This window comes from Mycobacterium rhizamassiliense (assembly GCF_900157375.1).
Classification (GTDB): Bacteria; Actinomycetota; Actinomycetes; order Mycobacteriales; family Mycobacteriaceae; genus Mycobacterium; species Mycobacterium rhizamassiliense.
On sequence record NZ_LT721901.1, the window covers coordinates 5401183 to 5418541 of the forward strand.

Below are 17359 nucleotides of genomic sequence, written 5' to 3' on the forward strand. Positions count from 1 at the left end.
CGATCGCCCCTAGCTTGCGACGGCGGTCTGCGAGTTCGTCACGTCGTCGATGACGGTGTGGATGAACTTCATCTTCTCCAACACCGCGGCGGGCAGCACGAACGGATAGAGGTCGTTGTGGCCCATCGACCGGTTCACCATGTTCAGCGACCACGACAACGGCAGCCACATCTCGATGATGTTGGGAAAAGCGCTGGGGCCCAAGGCCGGCCGGTCGAATGTCGCCGACGCCGACGCGAAGCCACACCACGCCGAGGTGTCCAGGGTGTCGCGGATGTGCAGGTAATGGGCGAACGTCTCGGCCCAATCCTCGGCGGGATGCATGGTCGCGTACGACGAGACGAACTTTTTCTGCCACCCCTTCGGCGCGCCCTCGCTGTAGTGCCGGTCCAGCGCCTCCTGGTAGTCGGCATCGGGATCACCGAACAGTTCGTTGAACCGGCCCAGGTGCTCGCTCGACGGCGAGATCAACCGGTAGAAGTAGTAGTGCCCGATCTCATGGCGGAAGTGCCCGAGCAGGGTGCGGTAGGGCTCGTCCATCTCGACACGTAGCTGCTCGCGGTGCACGTCGTCGCCCTCGGCCAAATCTATTGTGATAACGCCGTTCTCATGCCCCGTCAACACCTTCTCGTGGGCGCTGGAAAGCAGCCGGAAGGCCAGCCCGAAGTCGGGATCCTCGTCGCGGCCGATGATGGGCAGCTTCAGCTCGTGCAGCTCAGCGATCAGCCGCCGCTTGGCCGCCTCGGCCGCGGCGAACTCCGCCAGGCCGACGGTGTCGGCATCGTTGGGCCGTTCGGTCGTCAGCACACACGAGGCGCAGCGCAGCCGCGGGCTGTTGACGGGCACCAGCCAATTGCACTCGGCGACTCGCAGATTGGCACACAGTTGATACTCGGCGGCGTCTACGAACCCGGCGTGCTCGCTAGCGTCTTTCTCGGAGATCACCAGCAGCGCCATCTGCTCGAGCGAAAAGCCCAGCGCGCTTTTGCAATTCAGGCAGGTGGAGTTCTCGAAGACCAGGCGCTGGCCGCACTTGGGGCAGTGGAAGTCACGCATCGAGATCATCGCCTTCGAAGGGCACGACGTCGACGCCGACGTCGATCACGCTGCGCTCCGAGTCGGTGTAGATAATCCCGCGCAGCGGCGGCACGTCGGCGTAGTCGCGGCCGCGCCCCACCACGATGTAGCGCTCGTCGACCAGCTGGTCATTGGTCGGATCGAGCCCCAGCCATTCGAATTGGCTTGGATCTTGCGGGGTCCACACCGCTGCCCAGGCGTGGGTGGCGTCGATGCCGATCATGCGTTCCTTTCCAGGTGGCGGGGTGGTGGCCAGATAGCCGGATACGTAGCTGGCCGCCAAACCGTTGGCGCGCAGGCAGGCGATCGCCAGCCGTGCGAAATCTTGGCATACCCCTTCTCGCGCCGCCAGAACCTCATCGACCCCGGTGGAAATCGTCGTCGACCCCGATCGGTAGGTGAAGTCGGTGAAGATCCGGGATGCGAGATCACGCAGCACGTCGACCAACGGGCGCCCGGGTGCGAAGCTGGGCGCCGCGTAATTGCGTACGTCGTCAGTGATCTCCGGTGGATCCAGGTCGAGGGTGAGCTCGGTCGCCAGCGCGAACGCCCCGATGCGCCCGGCGGGCCGGGCCTCCTCCCACGCTTCCACGGCGGGTCCGCTGGAGTAGCGGCCAGGCGGCGGCGGATAGGCGTCGACGATGGAGTCGCTGACGACGGTGAGGACGTTGTGTGGCTCGGTGACGTGGAAGTAGGAGCTGATGTTGCCGTAGCCGTCCTGGCTGGTGGAGCTGTCGGCGGGCGCCGGGTCGATCGTCAGCCGGTGCGCGACGCAATGTTGCCGCTGATCATCGCGCGGGGTGAGGAAGCCGCGACCATAGGAGCTGGTCACGGTATCCGAATAGCGGTACTGGGTGCGGTGCGTGATGCGGTGGCGAATGGCGGCCGGGGCACTGGCTTCAGGCGACAACGACTGACCTCCTGACGTCTGTGCCGCGGGCCGGATAGCGGCATGGTGATCACATCACATACCGGCCGTCGGCCGCCCGCTGGGCAATCGATTGCCAATGCCTCGCGAAATGCACCATAACGGGAGCACAATCAGGGTGTGGCCACGTGGAATGACGTCGCCCACATTGTGGGTGCGCTGCCGCTCACTGCCGAGCAGTCACCGCGCGACTGGCGGGTCGGCAAGAAAATGCTGGCGTGGGAGCGGCCGCTGCGCTCATCGGATCGTGAGGCGCTGACCGCGCAGGGATCGGAGCCGCCCCAAGGCGACATCCTGGGCGTGCGGGTCTCCGATGAGGGCATCAAATTCGCGTTGATCTCCGACGATCCGGGGGTGTACTTCACCACGCCGCACTTCGACGGCTACGCCGCGGTGCTGGTCAAACTCGACGCGATCGACGCCGGAGACCTCGAGGAGCTGATCACCGAGGCCTGGCTGGCGCAGGCGCCCCGCAAGCTGGTCGAGGAGTTCCTGGCCGATTCGCGCTAGCCGCTCATTGCGGGCGCAGGTCGATGACCCGCTGCAGGTCGTCGACGCACGCCGCGGCGACGTCGGCAATCACCACGTGGGCCCGTTCGTGCGCGTCGGAGAACAGCGTCGACGCATGCACGCGCGCGGCCTCGACGTGCGCGGTGGCCTCGATCGGATTCGTGTCGGCAAGTGCGGTGGCCTTCGCGAGGTCGCCCAGCACGGCCTCGGCGGCTTGCGACGGCCGCACGCAGCAGCCGTCAGCGCCGGATTGGGCGGCGGGAACCACGACGCGCGCCAGCTGCAGCACGGAGCTCGCCAGCACGGCCACGTGCACGGCCTGGTGATCCGCGGTACGGATGTCGCCGCGCAGCCGCCAGCGCCGCGGCGACATCCGTACGACCTGACGGGCGGTGGCGCGGGCCTGCAGCAGGTTGCCCAGCATCTCGTGCACGCGGTCGACGGCCGGCAGCGGCCAGTCGTCGGCGGCCACCGTGCGGCCGGCGGCGAGGTCGGCGGTGCCAGACAGCACCTGCGTGATTGCTTCCAGCACCTCGATGCGTGCCCTGCTCAGCACCAGCAACGGATCGGCCGGGAACAGCAGGATGGCGAACACGATGGCCAGGCCACCACCGATCAGGGCGTCGTCGATGCGTTCGGACACCGGACCGCTGTGATACAGCGCGAGAACCAGGATCGACGACACGACAGTCTGATTGACGAACATCATCCCTTGCCCGATGAAGTTCTGCCCGACGATCGCCGCGACACACAACGCGAGCAAGACCGCGACGGCGATCTGGACGACCCCGGTGCCGATCAACCGGTGTACGCCCGCGCCCATCCAGATCCCCAGGGACACACCGATGATCATCTGCACGGCCCGCTGCGCGCGTAGGACGTTGCTGATCGACAGGCATACCGCCGAGGCGATCGGGGCGAAGAACGGCTGGGGGTGCTTCAGCAGGTCGGCGGCGATGTACCAAGCCAGACCGGAGGCGACCGATGTCTGCGCGATGGTGAACCACAAGCCGCGGATTCGCGTGAAGGCCGCGATACCGGCGCCGTAGACCGCCGTCCGCACCGTCAACAGACTGCTCACCCCGCTTGCTTACCGCAGCGCGAGCGGGCGCGGCAATTCCAGACTCGTCAGTTCCGCTGCAATTCGAAAAGCGGTATCACCCGGCTGGTCTTGGCCTGATAGTCGGCGAAGCCCGGTGACGCGGCGGCGACTTCGTCGAAGAGCCGGTCGCGTTCGGCGGACGGCAGTTCATGCGCCGTCACGTCATACGCCTCGGTACCGACCTCGATGTGTGCCTGCGAGTTGGCGCGCAGGTTGTGCACCCAGGCCGGATCCTTGGGCGCGCCGGCGAACGATCCGATGATGATCAGCTTGCCGTCGACGCGGAAATAGGCCAGCGGGGAAAGCCGGGGCTGGCCGGACTTGGCGCCCGTCGTGGTGAGCAACAGCAGGTCGCCGTTTTCGAATTGCCCGCCGACTTTGCCGCCGTTGGCGCGGAACTCTTCGGCGATGTTCTGGTTGAACGCGTTGATCGTCGCGGTGTCAGGAAAGCCTTCGGTCATGCTTCGTCAACCTTTTTCGGCTTGGCGTCTATTCCGGATTCCTTGCGCTGCTGGGCGGTGATCGGCGCCGGCGCCTCAGTCAGCGGGTCGATGCCGCCGCCGGTCTTCGGGAAGGCGATGACCTCGCGGATCGAGTCGACCCCGGACAGCAGGGCGTTGATGCGGTCCCAGCCGAACGCGATGCCGCCGTGCGGAGGCGCGCCAAAGGTGAAGGCCTCCAACAGGAATCCGAACTTCTCCTGCGCCTCGGCCTGGTCCAGGCCCATGACCGCGAATACCCTTTCTTGGACGTCGCGGCGGTGGATACGGATCGAGCCGCCCCCGATTTCGTTGCCGTTGCAGACGATGTCGTAGGCGTCGGCCAGGACGTTGCCCGTGTCGGTGTCGATGGCGTCCTCCTGACCCGCTTTGGGCGAGGTGAACGCGTGGTGCACCGCGGTCCACGCCCCAGCGCCGACGGCCACGTCCCCGGCGGCGGTCGCCTCCTCGGCGGGTTCGAACAGCGGCGGGTCGACGATCCAGACGAACGCCCACGCCGCCGGGTCGATCATGCCCAGCCGGTCGGCGATCTCGCCGCGCGCCGCACCCAGCAGCGCCCGGGACGACTTGACCGGGCCGGCCGAGAAGAAGATGCAATCCCCCGGGCTGGCGCCGACGTGCGCGGCCAGCCCGTCGCGCTCGGCGTCGGTGAGGTTCTTGGCGACCGGGCCGGCCAGCGTGCCGTCGTCGCCGACCAGCACGTAGGCCAGCCCCCGATGCCCGCGCTGCTTGGCCCACTCCTGCCAACCGTCCAGCGTGCGCCGCGGCTGCGAGGCGCCGCGGGGCATCACCACGGCGCCGACGTATGGCGCCTGGAATACCCGAAATGTGGTGTCTTTGAAGAACTCTGTGCACTCGACGAGTTCGAGGCCGAAGCGAAGATCGGGCTTGTCGGAGCCGAACCGGCTCATCGCGTCGGCGTAGGTCATCCGCGGAATCGGTGTCGGGATCTGGTAGCCGATCAGCCCCCACAGCGCGCCCAGGATCTCCTCGGCGACCGCGATGATGTCCTCAGTGTCGATGAAGCTCATCTCTATGTCGAGCTGGGTGAACTCCGGCTGACGGTCGGCGCGGAAGTCCTCGTCGCGGTAGCACCGCGCAATTTGGTAGTAGCGCTCCATGCCGGCCACCATCAGCAACTGCTTGAACAGCTGCGGGCTCTGCGGCAGGGCGTAGAACGAGCCCGGGTGCAACCGGGCCGGCACCAGGAAGTCGCGCGCTCCCTCCGGTGTGGAGCGGGTGATCGTCGGTGTTTCGATCTCGACGAAGTCGTGGCCGGCAAGCACCGCACGTGCGGCCGCATTCACCTTGGAGCGCAAGCGAATTGCCGCGGCCGGTTCGTCGCGGCGCAGATCGAGGTAGCGATATTTCAGCCGCAGTTCCTCGCCGGCGGGCTCGTCGAGCTGGAACGGCAACGGCGCAGCCTCGCCGAGCACGGTCAGCGACGCCGCGTTGACCTCGATGTCGCCGGTGGCGATCTCGGGGTTGGCGTTGCCTTCGGGGCGGATCTCGACGACGCCGGTGACCGCGACGCAGAATTCGGCGCGCAGCCGGTGCGCCTGGGCCAGCACGTCGGGCGCGCGGAACACCACCTGCGAGACGCCGGAGGCATCCCGCAGGTCGATGAAGATGACACCGCCGTGGTCGCGGCGGCGAGCCACCCATCCCGCTAGCGTCACCTGCTGCCCGGCGTCGCTACTCCTCAGCGAACCCGCGGCGTGGCTGCGCAGCACAAAGAACTCCTTTTCACCCGGCTAGAACGAGTGACCAGTCTAAAGGAGGTGATTTCTGTGGCATCGGTCCCGGCGTCGTGGCCTCGACGTGCACGAATAACGAGCCGATCTAGCCAGTTGCCGGGCGCCCGGGGCAGGATTACTCACCAACATCGATGCTGATGGACCCAGGAGTGTCAAATGACGACGTATGCGTTCGACCCGGAAATCGGCGCGGTGGTTCCACACCTACCCGATCTCCCCGGCGGCGACCCGCTGGCAATCCGCGCGGCGCTGGCCGAGATGATCGCCCAGTTTCCGCCGCCGGATACCACCGGGGTTCAGATCGAGGACCGTCAAATCCCTGGCCGTGACGGCGATCCCGCGGTACCCATCCGCATTTACCGGCCCGAGCGGCGCAGCGCGCCCGCCGCGGTCTACAACGTCCACGGAGGCGGGTTCATCGCCGGGGATCTCGACACTGAGCACGCCTTCAACGTCGAGATGGCGCGCGAACTCGGCATCGTCGTGGTGTCCGTTGACTACCGGCTCGCGCCGGAAGCGCCGTTCCCCGGCGGGCTGGAAGACGTCTACACCGGGCTGGTCTGGACGGCGGAGCACGCCGGTGAATTAGGCATCGAACCGCAACGCATCGCCATTCAGGGCACCAGCGCCGGCGGTGGTCTGTGTGCGGCGCTGGCGCTGCTGGCCCGTGACCGCGGCGGCCCGCACATCGCATTCCAGTTTCTTTCGGTGCCCGAGCTCGACGACCGGCTCAGCACCGCGAGCATGACCGACTTCACCGATACCCCAATGTGGAGCCGCCCGCGAGCGATCGTCAGCTGGGACTGTTACCTGGGGCCCGGCCGCCCCGGCAGCGACGACGTATCGATCTATGCCGCGCCGGCCCGTGCCACCGACCTGGCGGGTCTGCCGCCTGCCTACGTCTCGGTCATGCATTTCGACCCGCTACGCGACGAAGGCGTCGCCTACGCGTTGGCCATGCTCGCCGCGGGCGTGAGCGTCGAATTGCATTTGTTCCCTGGCACTTTCCACGGATCGATGTTGATCCAAGACGCGGCGATCTCGAAGCGTGAGGGGGCCGAGAAGCTCGCGGTGCTGCGCCAGGCGCTGGCGCTGTAGCGCTTGCTTGGCGCCCCGTCAGACCTTGCCTTTGAGCAGCTCACCGATCGTGAGTCTGCTCGCGTACCACAGTTGCTTTGCCAGGGTAGGCATGTCGACGGTGCTGAAAGCCGAGTCGGCGAGGCCAAACGGCAACATGGTCACGACGGGTCCGCGCGCGTACTCCAGCATGAACGCGGCGTGCGGCACGCCCCAGCCCTTGACCCGCCCCTTGCCCAGGTACGACACTCCCCCCGGCTCGAAGACCGTGCGCTCGAGTTCACCCTCTTCGTAGGACCACATCTCGCCGTCGAACACGAAGTCCCATAGCTGGGTCCGGTAACGCCCCGAGTGTCCCCCGGTGCCGATCGGCGTGCCGTACAGCAGGAGGTATTCGGAGAGCGAGAAGTGCAGGATCTTCATCTCGCCCATCGCGCCGCCCGAGTTGTTGAACAGCCACGGGATGTCGTCGCGAATGTGCCCCGGATGCTTGCGTTTCAACTCGTCGATGATGTGCGCACATGCCGCCTGCCTATTACTCAGGCCGACCGCGGACTTCGCCATCGCGCGCAGGTCGTCGGGATCAAAGATGGCCGCCATCGTGCTTCGCTCCTTCGAATGACCCGCCTTCCAGGATGAAGAAGGCTGATCATCTACAACGAGGACGGCGTCGGGATTATTCAGAGCCGATGAATCGAACCGAGGTGCCCGTCGAGCTGGTCCCGCGAATCAATGTCGAGCTTGCGAAAGATGTTTCGCAGGTGCCACGCGATCGTGTTGCTCGACACGAAGAGTTGTTCGGCGACATCGCGGTTCGACAGCCCCTCGGCGGTGAGGCCTGCGATCCGAGCCTCGGTGGGCGTCAGCGATTCGACCCCGGTCATCACGGGCCGGCGCGGCCGGGCCCCCGAGGCCGCCAGCTCCTCGCGGGTGTACCTCTCCAATAGCGTTGCTCCACAACGGTATGCCAGATCCAACGCGACCTTGAGGTGTTTACGCGCCTCGACTTGCTGGCCCTGTCGGCGCAGCCGGCGCCCGAGGGCGGCATGGGCGCGGGCCAGCTGCAACGGAGCTTCGGTGGATCGCAGGATCTCCACCGCCTCTCGCAGGCTGCCCAGCGCCCGCTCGCCCGACTCCGTGCTCGCCCTGCGGCGCACCGCCACGCCGATGCTGATCGGCAGACCGAAGGCGCGGGCCAGGCCGATTTCCTCGTCGAACAACCGCTGACAGGCTTGGTCATCGCCGAGCCGGTGCGCCACGATGCCGGCAAGCGAGCGCCAGCGCAGTATCGACGGGTTCTGGTCCAGTTCGCTGTGCAGGGATCCCCGTAATTCGTTCAGATCGGTTACCGCAGCATCTATTTCGCCGCGAACGAGGCGAAGACGCGCCCGCGCCACCAGGAGGTGCGCCTTGATCGCGGGCGTTTCCGTCAGCTGAGTCGTCGAGTAGTCGAGCAATTCCTCCGCCTCGTCCAACTCGCCGCGTTCGATCATGCACTGAACGACGATGGCCCGCGCGCTGTGCGCATAGACATGCTCCCTGAGCTCAAGTCGCTCCAGAGCGGCCTGCGCGTCGGCCGCGGCCTCGGCTATACGCCCGCGGGCGTAGAGGATGTGGCCCCGGATCAGCGACGCCTCGGCGTAGGCCAGCTCCGCGCCCCGGTCCAGGGCGTCCTGGACGGTGGCGTCGGCGACCTCGTTGGCCTGGACGAGCCGCTCGCAATGCAGGAGGGCGAGTGTCGCCATGTCGACGCTGGGGCCTTGGGCGCCCTGGTCGGCGAGCAGCGCCCCGCTGCTCAACGCGCGCAGCGCCAGCAGAACCGTTCGATCGGCCGGTGGCGTGCTCAGCGAGTCCCGAAGGGCCTGCACCGCAAGCACCATTCGGTGATGCGGGCCGTCGCCGCCGATCGCCTCGGCCGGCACACTCTGCGTCGGCCCGAGGTGGGCTTCGGCGCTCCACGCCGCACCCTCGAAGCGCATCCGGATGTCACCCTGCCCGTCGTCGAAGAACTCGGCACCATGCCGGAACGTGGCACCGGCCTCGGCGAATCGACCGAATCGGTAGAGCGTCTCCCCCAGCGAGTACAGGGCATCCGCTCGCTCCGCGGGATCGTCCATCAGGCCCAGCGCTTGTTCGAAGCGGTGCAACGAGATCACCTCACCGGCGGCGGCCTCGCTCAGCCCGAGATCGACGAGGAGCCGCGGCGGGATCCGGTCGACGGGTGCAACCCGCAGCGCGTGGCGCAGATAGCGAAGCGCCGCCGAGTGCACGCCTTTTCGCGCCGCCGCGCGGCCCGCGTCGCGCAGTGCCTGCATGACCCATTTGTCTTCGCCGGCCGCCGCCAGCAGCAGGTGTTCGGCCACGACCTCGGACTCGGCCCCGCCCTCGGCCAGAATCCTCGCCGCGTCGGCGTGCAATGTCAGGCGCTCTTCGGCCGGAAGCAGGCTGTAGGTTGCGTCGCGGATGATGCTGTGCGCGAACATCATCGGGTCGGCCCGCAGCAGGATATTGGCTGCGACCAGTTGTTCGGCCAGCACCGCCCCCCGATCGATAGTCAGGCCGGAAAGGCGCGACACGTCGGCGAGGCTCACGTCATCACCGATGACCGACCCCGCTTTGGCCAAGGCGGTCGCCGATGGACCCGATCGGGCGAGCCGGCGGGTGATCTGGCGGCGCACCGATCCGGGAGTCGTGGACGTCGGGTCCTCGCCCGCGCGCATCGCATCGGTGACCGCGCCCACGAAGAAAGGGTTGCCGCCCGTGAGATCCACGACCGAGGCGACGAGATCGCCGTCGACCGGTTGTTCGGGAAGCGCTCGTTGCAGCAGCGTCGCCACCGCCTCCGAACTCAGCGTCGAGGGCCGGATCGCGGCGGTGGTCGCCGCATCCCATACCGAGCCGATCAGCGCCGACTCCGAACCGGGATCGCCCGTTCTGATCGTGACGACGAGGGCGACGGGCAGATCGTCCAAGCGCTCCGCCAGGTAGGCGAAGAAGCGCTGCGACGACTGGTCCGCCCACGGCAGATCGTCGACGAGTACCGCCAGCGGTCGTTGCTCGACGAGGTTGACGGTCAACCAGTACAGGCCGTGCACCACAGCGAACTCGTCGGCCGCGGCGATCTCCCCAAAGACCGGCTCCGCCAGCGCCGCCGGTCCTTGCATGAGGCGAGCGCGCATCGCGGGGTCGGACCGCAGCAACGCGGGGCCAAACAGGTTGTGGGCAACGCCGAATGAGTGATCGCGAGTCAGTTCACTGCAGCGCACCCGCAGGACCTGCATCTCCCGCTCGGCGGCCAGATCCATGCACCCGGCAAGTAGCCGGGACTTGCCGATGCCGCTCGGCCCCTCGATGACACATACCTGCCCACGGCCCGACGGCACGTCGTTCAACAGCGCGGCCAACTGTCCCAATTCGGTCGCGCGTTCCAATGGGTCGTCGGCCACGGTCACTGTTTGCCATCGTAGTGCGCGGGGCGGGCCGCGCGGGACTGCTGGCAAACAAGCACTGCGGCTACCCGGCCCAAGTCGTGAGTCGACTGCGAGCAGCCCGAAAGCCCCGCGGGGCCTCAGGCGACATCGGCGTCGTCATCGGACTGACCGACGCAGGCGGCCGACCCATGCTGGGCGAGCAGTTGCCGCAATTGGCGCCGGGCGCGATAGAGCCGCGACATCACGGTGCCCAGCGGGATGGATTCGAGCTCCGCGATGTCCTTGTACGGCAGGCCTTCGACGTACGCGTAGTACAGCGCTCGGCGCAGCTCGTCGGAGAGCGATCGAAACGCGATTCGGACATCGATGTCCACCGAAGATCCAATGAGCTGCGCCTCGACGGCATCTCGCGTCTCGGTGGCCTGCCGGTATCGCGTGTTCCATTCCCAGTCACCCACGTCACCAGTCAGCCACTCGTTGGGCCTGCGTTGCAGACGACGGTGGTCGTCGATCCAGATGTTCCGCATGATGCGGATGAACCATGCCTTGGTTCGTGTTTGGGATTGCCTGGCGATAAATCCGCTGTATGCCCGAACCATCGTTTCCTGAACCAAATCATCGGCATCGGCCGCATTCCTGGTCAACTGTCTGGCAACGCGATTCAGAGTCGATAGCAAAGGGGCGATTTCTTCCTCGAATCTCGCTCGCAATTCGGAATCGAGAATCGCCGATTCGCCTGGCGGCTTAACGGACGACGTTTCTTCTGCAAATTCCTGAACCATGGACTCCATTTGTGTTGTCACACTATCGAAATGTAGCCGCGTTGCGCGGGCGACGGCCCACCGAGGGACGAGGGGATTAACACCTAGACATGGTGGGTTTTTCTCCGGCACAGTGCAAATCAGAATGGGTGATGGGAAGCATCGCTGGACGTGATAGGTGATGGCGTAGTCGAATACGCTAGGCACCGCCGGTATTCTGCTATAAGCGTAGGGGCAGCTCAAGATTTTCAACCGATCTTGGCCTGTACACATTTGTCGGCAACAGGATTCAGTTCATGCTCATTGTCGCCGAATATTTCGTGCGCCAAATACGTTCTTGATAGGCATGAACGGACGAGTTGCCGGAAATCTGGAAAGGCGGGTCGCGTTCGTCACCGGTGCGGCGCCGGGGCAGGGACGCGCCCACGCGATCCGGCTGGCGACCGAGGGCGCCGACATCATCTGCAGCAGGTCGTGTCGGACGACCCGGAGCGGCTCGTCACCATGCTGCCCGAGGAGGTCTCCGACGTTGTCGCCTGGCTGGCCGGCAGCGCATCGGGCACGCTGTCGGGTTGCCAGATCCCCGTCGACCGCGGCCAATTGAAGTCCTAGCGGGGTGAACCTGCGAGATGCCCTGCGTATCGCCGCCGGCGGCGGAAAGTTGCCGATGCCCGGGCCGGTCAACGAGTCGGACGGTTATGTGCTGCTGACGATCTGCGCGCTGTGCGCGACCCTGCTGCTGCTGGCCGCGTTCCTGCTGCTGGTGGTGACGGCGTAGGCACAGCGGTGTTGAACGTCAGGCCAGCCTGCTCAGATCCGTGATGAGCTGGGACACCAACGTCAGGGTGGCGATGCGACGCCCCTCGTCGTCGTCGAGGTCCGCACCGAGCACAGCGTTGGTCCTCGTCAGTTTCAGGATCCGCCCCGTTGCCACATAGGACTTCGCGGCACCGGCCCGCAGAATCGTCACCGTCATGCTCAGCGTCGGACAAGGGCAGCCGGTGGCCAGCGAGCCGCAATGGGTCGCCGCCTGATCTAGCATCTCGGCGATCGACCCGCCGCTGAGCTGGCTGAAGTTGTAGGCCGCGGGGCCAGGCTCGTAGGACATGCGCAACCACCCCTCGGCGCGAGAGCCGCCCAGGAAGCGCGCGTTGAGTGCGGCGAGGTTGGGTGTCAGATTTCGATTCGCCCGTTCCATCCACTGCGCCTCCCCCAGCGTGGCGCCGGGTTCTCCGAATAACCCGAGGTATCCACTTACATCCACGGCTGTCCCTTCCTCGAATCACTAACCGACGTAAACCATTTCGCGAGCGGCGGGAACGACCTCCTCGGCGAATCGGGACAGGACGTCGACCGACTCGACCCGATACAGGAGGTGCATGCTGATGCCGCGAGCCAGGGACAGCTCCGCCAGTTCTTTGGCGATCTTGTGCGGCGGCCCCTGCAGGAAGCCCCTTTCCGAGGCGTCGAAGTCCACCGCGATGTTGTAGCCGCGGCGGATCGAGTGCGGCGCCCGGCCGGCCTCCTCCGCGGCCGCGTCGATGAGATCGTTGGCCGCCGCCAGGTCGGCGGGGCTGCACGCGAAGGAACTGGGAATCCAGCCATCCGCCAGGCGGCCGACGAGCCCGAGCATGCGCGGCCGGTAAGCGCCGAGCCAGATGTCGATTCTGCCCGAAGCGAGCGGGCTCGGCTCGGCGTCGCGAAGCCGGTAGTGGTTGCCACGAAAGTTCGCTTTGGTGTTGGGATTCCAGAGTCGGCGGATGACGTGAATCGCTTCCTCGAGCGCATCGACGGACTCACCGGCACTGAGCCGCGGGCCGCCTTCTGCGACTATTCGGTCCCACAATGGTTGCGCGCCCGCGCCGATGCCCAAATCGAACCTGCCCTTGCTGATCCAATCGAGCGTGGCACTGACCCGCGCGAGCTGGGCGGGTGGGCGCAGCGGCAGGTTGGCGACGTTGCACAGCAACCGGATTCGCCGGGTGCGCTGGGCGATCGCCGACATCAGGGTGAAGGTGTCCAGGCGTTGCGCCCAATACGGGTGGTCGGGCAGGCTGACGACGTCAAGCCCGGAAACCTCGGCCCGTTCAGCGAGCCGGAGAACATCCAGTGGGCGGCCGGGCGGCGCCTCGAGCAACGCGCCGAAGTGCAGCGGGTGGGTGTAGGGCGGCACGTCGGATCTCCTGTCGCTCATAGTTCGGCACTGCGCGCCGGTGTCGTCGTGCCGTGGACGCGCTGTGCGTACTGGGCATAGGAGTCGGCGGCATCGCCGCACACCGTGTCCCGCAGGTCCGCGGGGAGGCGGTCCAGGACCCGTTGGACCACCTCGGCGTCACCCTCGTACAACAGCATTCCGAGGTTCAGCGGGAGCGCGGCGGGATCGCTTGCGGCCGCGCCCCGTTCGACCATCGCGTCCCACTCGGCCGCGGTGATGTGCTGCTCCATGAGCGGAACGACGAGTTGCTCTTCGGCGGCCATATGCTCGTTCAGCAGCTCGACGAATCGGCTGGCCTCGCTCGCGGGTTCGAGGCTGGCCAGCGTCGGATCGTTGGTGGCCCAGTTGCGAATGCCCGTGCACAGCCACTCGAGGTCGAATTCCAGCTCGTGGTGTTGGGCCTGCATCATCTGGACCCGCTTCTCGACGCAATCCCCCGCCCGTTTCTTGAGCAGCGGCCAGACAAGTTCGTCCTCGGCGCGGTGATGGTGATGCAGCGCATCGGCGATCAACGTGAAGTGGTCGGCGACGATTCGGATCCGCTCGGCGTCGACCGCCTCGCGGATCAGCCTCGGCAGGTGCCCGAATTCGCGGCGGAACATGGTGTGCACCACTTCCATTTCGCCGCGGTCAAAGTACTGCGTGTCTTCGGCCACCGAAGCCTCTCGCGTCGTCGTCGTCCATGAACTCCGTGTATCAAACGACTTACAGGCCAAGATGATTCACTGTTTGCTAGTAACCGATGGACGTCAGGTAGGCGCCGCGCGGCTCGTGATAGAAACCGACGGTCATCAGGTTGAGCATGTGCCGCACCCGCAGACCCCGGTCCAGGCACCAGCGCAACAGGGCGGTGTTGCGCGTCGGCAGGATGAAGCCAGGCCCGTCGATACGCCGGGCCGCACCGATCAACGCCTTCAGATCGTCGTTGCCCAGCGCGACGGAATGGTCGTAGAAGCCGATCCCCGTGGTGTATCCCGTGATCCGGCCGGCCCGCTCCACCACGCTGGCGGCCTGCCGGGCAACCGAATCTTGCAATTCGCCGCCGCGGTCGTGTCCGTGCACCCGCACGCACACCGCGTTGCACGCGTCGATGTCGGCATCGGACGCGGGCCGGACGCGGCAACCGTCGACTTCGACGCCGAGCGGTTCCCCCTGCAGCGTGGCCAGCGGTTCGCGCACGTCGAATCCCAGCTTGGCGTAAAGACTCAGCGACCGGTTGTGGTAGGCGAGCTGCACCAGCCGGACACCCTGCGCCCGTTGCTGTTTGGCCCTGTCCAGCACCGCCTGCATCAGCTCTCGCCCCACGCTGTGGTTCTGGCTGCCCGGTTCGACGCTGACCGGGCCCACGCCGAAGATCGGCGACCGCTCGTCCATGAAGTTGCTTCCGACGATGCGACCGTCTTGGCAGGCCACCACGCCGAAGAACCCCGGGTGGCCGATCATGTGGGAGCACAACGCCGTTGCTTCATCGACAGAGGTGAAGTCGTGGGGAAAATTATGGCGATCGGCGATCGCCGAGAACGCCTCGTAGTTGATGCGGCCACAGACGTCGGTGTCGGCCGGTGCGGCGGCCCTGATCGCGGTGGATTCGGCTACAAACCGACTCGTCACGGTTCTACGCCAATTCCGCGATCAGCGGCTGCAACGCGTCCAGGTGACGAAGGGTCTGATCGCGAGGCTCGGTCGGCAGCTCAATCAATAGCTCCTCCATGTCGAGTTGGCGGTATTTCGCGATGTCTGCCGGCGTGTGGTCACCCATGTGGACCCCGATGACCGGCACGTCGTGGCCGGCGACGGTATGTAGTTCGGTGAGTTGTTCCGACATCACGTCAGCCGATGTGCTCATCGGGATCCAGCCGGCCTTCAGCCGGGTGATGCGCTCGAAGTTGGCCGGGCCGCCACCGACATACAGCGGAGGATGCGGCTGCTGTACCGGCTTGGGCCAACAGAAGATCGGGTCGAAGTCCACGAATTCCCCATGGAATTCCGCCTTTTCCTGAGTCCAGATCGTGATCATCGCGGCCAGCCGTTCATCGGCGACGCGTCCACGCACGGCGGGGTCGATGCCGTGATCGGCGATCTCTTCGCGCAGCCAGCCGACGCCAACACCGAAACGAAACCGGCCCTGCGACACCAGATCGAGTGACGCCACTTCTTTGGCCGTCATGATCGGGTCCCGATTCGGGATCAGGGCGACGCTGGTGCCCAGCGCCAAGGTCGTGGTCACACCGGCGGCCGCGGTCAACGCGACGAACGGATCAAGCGAGCGGTGGTACTGGCGCGGGATAGGGCCGCCGCCGAGAAACGGGGTCTTGGTGTTGACCGGGATATGCGAATGTTCCGCGAGGAACAACGACGCAAATCCCCGTTGCTCGAGTTGCGCGCCCAGCTCCCCCGGGCCGATACCTTCGTCGGTGACAAAACCTGCTACACCAAATCGCATTGCCTTGCTCCCTCGGTCGTCGTGTGACGGGTTCTGTCACCACATCCACAAACGCCCGGCGGCCCGGCGTTGTCTCACTCGCCCGGCGCAGCCCCGTCGGCACCGCAGCGCCGCGGACCGCGTAACTTCGCTCTTATCGCCACCAACATTGCGCTCGTCGGCCCGGGCGCCGTCGGCACGACGGCCGCCGCGCTGCTCCATCGCGCAGGCAACGCGGTGGTGGTGTGCGGTCGCAGTCCCCGGGACAGCATCGAACTGCGCCCCGACGGCCAGGATCCGATCGTGGTACCCGGACCCGTCCACACCGATCCGGCGCAGGTGTCCGCTCCGGTCGACATCCTTTTGTTGGCGGTCAAAGCCACCCAGAACGACGATGCGGCGGCCTGGCTGTCCCGCCTGTGCGCCGAGCACACCGTCGTCGTCGTGCTGCAGAACGGCGTCGAGCAGGTCGAGCAGGTCAAGCCGCACTGCCCGTCGTCGCCGGTGCTCCCCGGCATCGTCTGGTATTCGGCCGAGACGCAGCCGCAGGGCTGGGTGCGGCTGCGCACCGAGGCGCACCTGGTGCTGCCCAGCGGGCCCGCGGCCGAAGCGGTCGCCGAGCTGCTGCGCGGCGCCGGCTGCCGCGTCGAGTGCGACCCCGACTTCATCACCGCGGCCTGGCGCAAGCTGCTGACCAACGCGCTGGCCGGGTTCATGGCCCTGTCGGGGCGGCGCTCCGGCATGTTCCGCCGCGACGACGTCGTCGAGTTGTCGCGCGACTACGTCGCCGAATGCCTGGCCGTGGCGCGCGCCGAGGGCGCCCGGCTGCCGGACGAGCTGGTCGACGAGCTCGCCGAGATGTTCCGCCACGTACCCGAGGACATGGGCACGTCGATCCTGGCCGACCGGGAAAGCAAGCGGCCGATGGAATGGGACATCCGCAACGGGGTGATCGTCCGCAAGGGCCGCGCCCACGGCCTGGCGACGCCGATCAGCGACGTGCTAGTGCCACTGTTGGCCGCGGCCAGCGACGGCCCCGGCTAAGTTGTAGCCATGTTCCCGTGCGAGCGTGTCGACCTCGACTTCGTCGACAACGCGCCCTTCGTATTCCGCAACAGTGTCGACCTCGCCATCACCCCGAGCAGCTGTTCGACGTGCTGGCCGACGCCGAGTCCTGGCCGCGCTGGGCCTCGGTGATCACCAAGGTGACCTGGACCAGCCCCGAGCCGCGGGGCGTCGGCACCACCCGCGTCGTCGAGATGCGCGGCGGCTTGAAACCTCTGGTCGGCAATGAAGAGTTCCTGGCCTGGGAACCATTCACGCACATGGCATTCCGGTTCAACGAGTGCTCGACGCAGTCGGTGGCGGCGTTCGCCGAGGACTATCGGGTCGAGGTCGTCCCTGGCGGCTGCCGGCTCACCTGGACCATGGCGCAAAAGCCCGCGGGCCCGGCCCGGCTGGCGATGTACGTCGTCGGGCCGCTGCTGAACCTGGGGCTGCGCCGGTTCCTGCGCAACCTGCGCAGCTACACCGACTCTCGCGCTGCGCAGCAGCGTTAGGCTGATTTCACCCGGGTACG

At 66.6% G+C, this 17359-nt stretch carries 18 protein-coding genes and 2 pseudogenes; 7 read left to right on the forward strand and 13 right to left on the reverse strand.

Annotated elements, in window-relative coordinates; genetic code table 11:
* Positions 1-9: 9 nt before the first annotated feature.
* Both MRAB57_RS25450 and MRAB57_RS25455 read right to left on the reverse strand, forming a co-directional pair.
* A complete protein-coding gene (locus tag MRAB57_RS25450) occupies positions 10-1056 on the reverse strand; it encodes a zinc-binding metallopeptidase family protein (RefSeq protein WP_077090852.1) in 1047 nt (348 codons plus the stop codon).
* Positions 1049-1987 carry a transglutaminase family protein gene (locus MRAB57_RS25455; RefSeq protein WP_077089813.1) on the reverse strand — a complete coding sequence of 313 codons (939 nt, stop codon included), beginning with the start codon at positions 1985-1987 and terminating at the stop codon, positions 1049-1051. The genes MRAB57_RS25450 and MRAB57_RS25455 overlap by 8 nt, the downstream gene beginning before the upstream one ends.
* A gap of 138 nt (positions 1988-2125) precedes the next feature.
* Between MRAB57_RS25455 and MRAB57_RS25460 the strand changes: the two genes are divergently transcribed.
* Positions 2126-2515, forward strand: coding sequence for an MmcQ/YjbR family DNA-binding protein (locus tag MRAB57_RS25460; protein ID WP_077089814.1), 390 nt, complete (start codon positions 2126-2128; stop codon positions 2513-2515).
* A 4-nt stretch (positions 2516-2519) separates the two neighbouring features.
* Here MRAB57_RS25460 and MRAB57_RS25465 read toward each other — a convergent pair whose 3' ends face one another.
* From MRAB57_RS25465 to aspS, 3 genes are read right to left on the reverse strand one after another with little or no spacing between them, the layout of a single operon-like run.
* Complete coding sequence (locus MRAB57_RS25465; protein WP_077089815.1) at positions 2520-3596, reverse strand: FUSC family protein; 1077 nt, start codon at positions 3594-3596, stop codon at positions 2520-2522.
* Positions 3597-3643: 47 nt separating this feature from the next.
* Complete coding sequence (locus MRAB57_RS25470; protein WP_077089816.1) at positions 3644-4078, reverse strand: nitroreductase family deazaflavin-dependent oxidoreductase; 435 nt, start codon at positions 4076-4078, stop codon at positions 3644-3646.
* The gene (gene aspS, locus MRAB57_RS25475) at positions 4075-5850 is read right to left on the reverse strand and encodes an aspartate--tRNA ligase (RefSeq protein ID WP_077089817.1); all 1776 of its coding nucleotides are present in this window, start codon (positions 5848-5850) and stop codon (positions 4075-4077) included. The genes MRAB57_RS25470 and aspS overlap by 4 nt, the downstream gene beginning before the upstream one ends.
* Positions 5851-6030: 180 nt before the next feature.
* Between aspS and MRAB57_RS25480 the strand changes: the two genes are divergently transcribed.
* A complete protein-coding gene (locus tag MRAB57_RS25480; RefSeq protein ID WP_077089818.1) occupies positions 6031-6972 on the forward strand; it encodes an alpha/beta hydrolase in 942 nt (313 codons plus the stop codon).
* 18 nt (positions 6973-6990) lie between these two features.
* Here the strand turns inward: MRAB57_RS25480 and MRAB57_RS25485 are convergent, their stop codons facing one another.
* The 3 genes from MRAB57_RS25485 to MRAB57_RS25495 form a co-directional block, all read right to left on the reverse strand.
* Positions 6991-7551, reverse strand: coding sequence for an ERG2 family protein (locus MRAB57_RS25485; RefSeq protein ID WP_077089819.1), 561 nt, complete (start codon positions 7549-7551; stop codon positions 6991-6993).
* Positions 7552-7631: 80 nt separating this feature from the next.
* On the reverse strand, positions 7632-10403 hold the full coding sequence (locus tag MRAB57_RS25490) for an ATP-binding protein (protein ID WP_077089820.1): 2772 nt from the start codon (positions 10401-10403) through the stop codon (positions 7632-7634).
* A gap of 116 nt (positions 10404-10519) precedes the next feature.
* Positions 10520-11185: a sigma-70 family RNA polymerase sigma factor gene (locus MRAB57_RS25495; RefSeq protein WP_157900664.1), complete on the reverse strand. Its 666-nt coding sequence runs from the start codon at positions 11183-11185 to the stop codon at positions 10520-10522.
* A 304-nt stretch (positions 11186-11489) separates the two neighbouring features.
* Here MRAB57_RS25495 and MRAB57_RS28865 point away from each other — a divergent pair.
* The 3 genes and pseudogenes from MRAB57_RS28865 to MRAB57_RS28700 all read left to right on the forward strand — a co-directional run.
* Positions 11490-11621: pseudogene (locus tag MRAB57_RS28865) on the forward strand (SDR family mycofactocin-dependent oxidoreductase); the annotation flags it as partial.
* Positions 11618-11755: a hypothetical protein gene (locus tag MRAB57_RS25505; protein ID WP_281254414.1), complete on the forward strand. Its 138-nt coding sequence runs from the start codon at positions 11618-11620 to the stop codon at positions 11753-11755. The pseudogene MRAB57_RS28865 and the gene MRAB57_RS25505, both read left to right, overlap by 4 nt.
* Before the next feature lie 4 nt (positions 11756-11759).
* Entirely contained in the window at positions 11760-11921 is a 162-nt protein-coding gene (locus MRAB57_RS28700; protein WP_157900665.1) for a hypothetical protein, read from the forward strand.
* Between the two features lie 18 nt (positions 11922-11939).
* Here the strand turns inward: MRAB57_RS28700 and MRAB57_RS25510 are convergent, their stop codons facing one another.
* The 5 genes from MRAB57_RS25510 to MRAB57_RS25530 all read right to left on the reverse strand — a co-directional run bounded on the left by MRAB57_RS25510 (position 11940) and on the right by MRAB57_RS25530 (position 15801).
* Positions 11940-12407, reverse strand: a complete 468-nt coding sequence (locus MRAB57_RS25510; protein WP_157900666.1) for a PaaI family thioesterase — start codon at positions 12405-12407, stop codon at positions 11940-11942.
* Positions 12408-12428: 21 nt separating this feature from the next.
* The gene (locus tag MRAB57_RS25515) at positions 12429-13337 is read right to left on the reverse strand and encodes an LLM class flavin-dependent oxidoreductase (RefSeq protein WP_216823759.1); all 909 of its coding nucleotides are present in this window, start codon (positions 13335-13337) and stop codon (positions 12429-12431) included.
* Positions 13334-14014, reverse strand: a complete 681-nt coding sequence (locus MRAB57_RS25520; protein WP_083743531.1) for a hemerythrin domain-containing protein — start codon at positions 14012-14014, stop codon at positions 13334-13336. The genes MRAB57_RS25515 and MRAB57_RS25520 overlap by 4 nt, the downstream gene beginning before the upstream one ends.
* A 76-nt stretch (positions 14015-14090) precedes the next feature.
* Positions 14091-14969 (reverse strand): GNAT family N-acetyltransferase, encoded by an 879-nt coding sequence (locus tag MRAB57_RS25525; RefSeq protein ID WP_077089824.1) that lies wholly within the window; start codon positions 14967-14969, stop codon positions 14091-14093.
* 4 nt (positions 14970-14973) lie between these two features.
* Positions 14974-15801, reverse strand: a complete 828-nt coding sequence (locus tag MRAB57_RS25530; RefSeq protein ID WP_077089825.1) for an LLM class F420-dependent oxidoreductase — start codon at positions 15799-15801, stop codon at positions 14974-14976.
* 135 nt (positions 15802-15936) lie between these two features.
* On the opposite strand from MRAB57_RS25530, the gene MRAB57_RS25535 reads away from it, so the two are divergent.
* Together MRAB57_RS25535 and MRAB57_RS25540 are read left to right on the forward strand one after the other, a co-directional pair.
* Positions 15937-16824 (forward strand): oxidoreductase, encoded by an 888-nt coding sequence (locus MRAB57_RS25535; protein WP_216823778.1) that lies wholly within the window; start codon positions 15937-15939, stop codon positions 16822-16824.
* Between the two features lie 9 nt (positions 16825-16833).
* Positions 16834-17339 (forward strand): annotated as a pseudogene (locus tag MRAB57_RS25540) (SRPBCC family protein).
* The last annotated feature ends 20 nt before the right edge of the window (positions 17340-17359 follow it).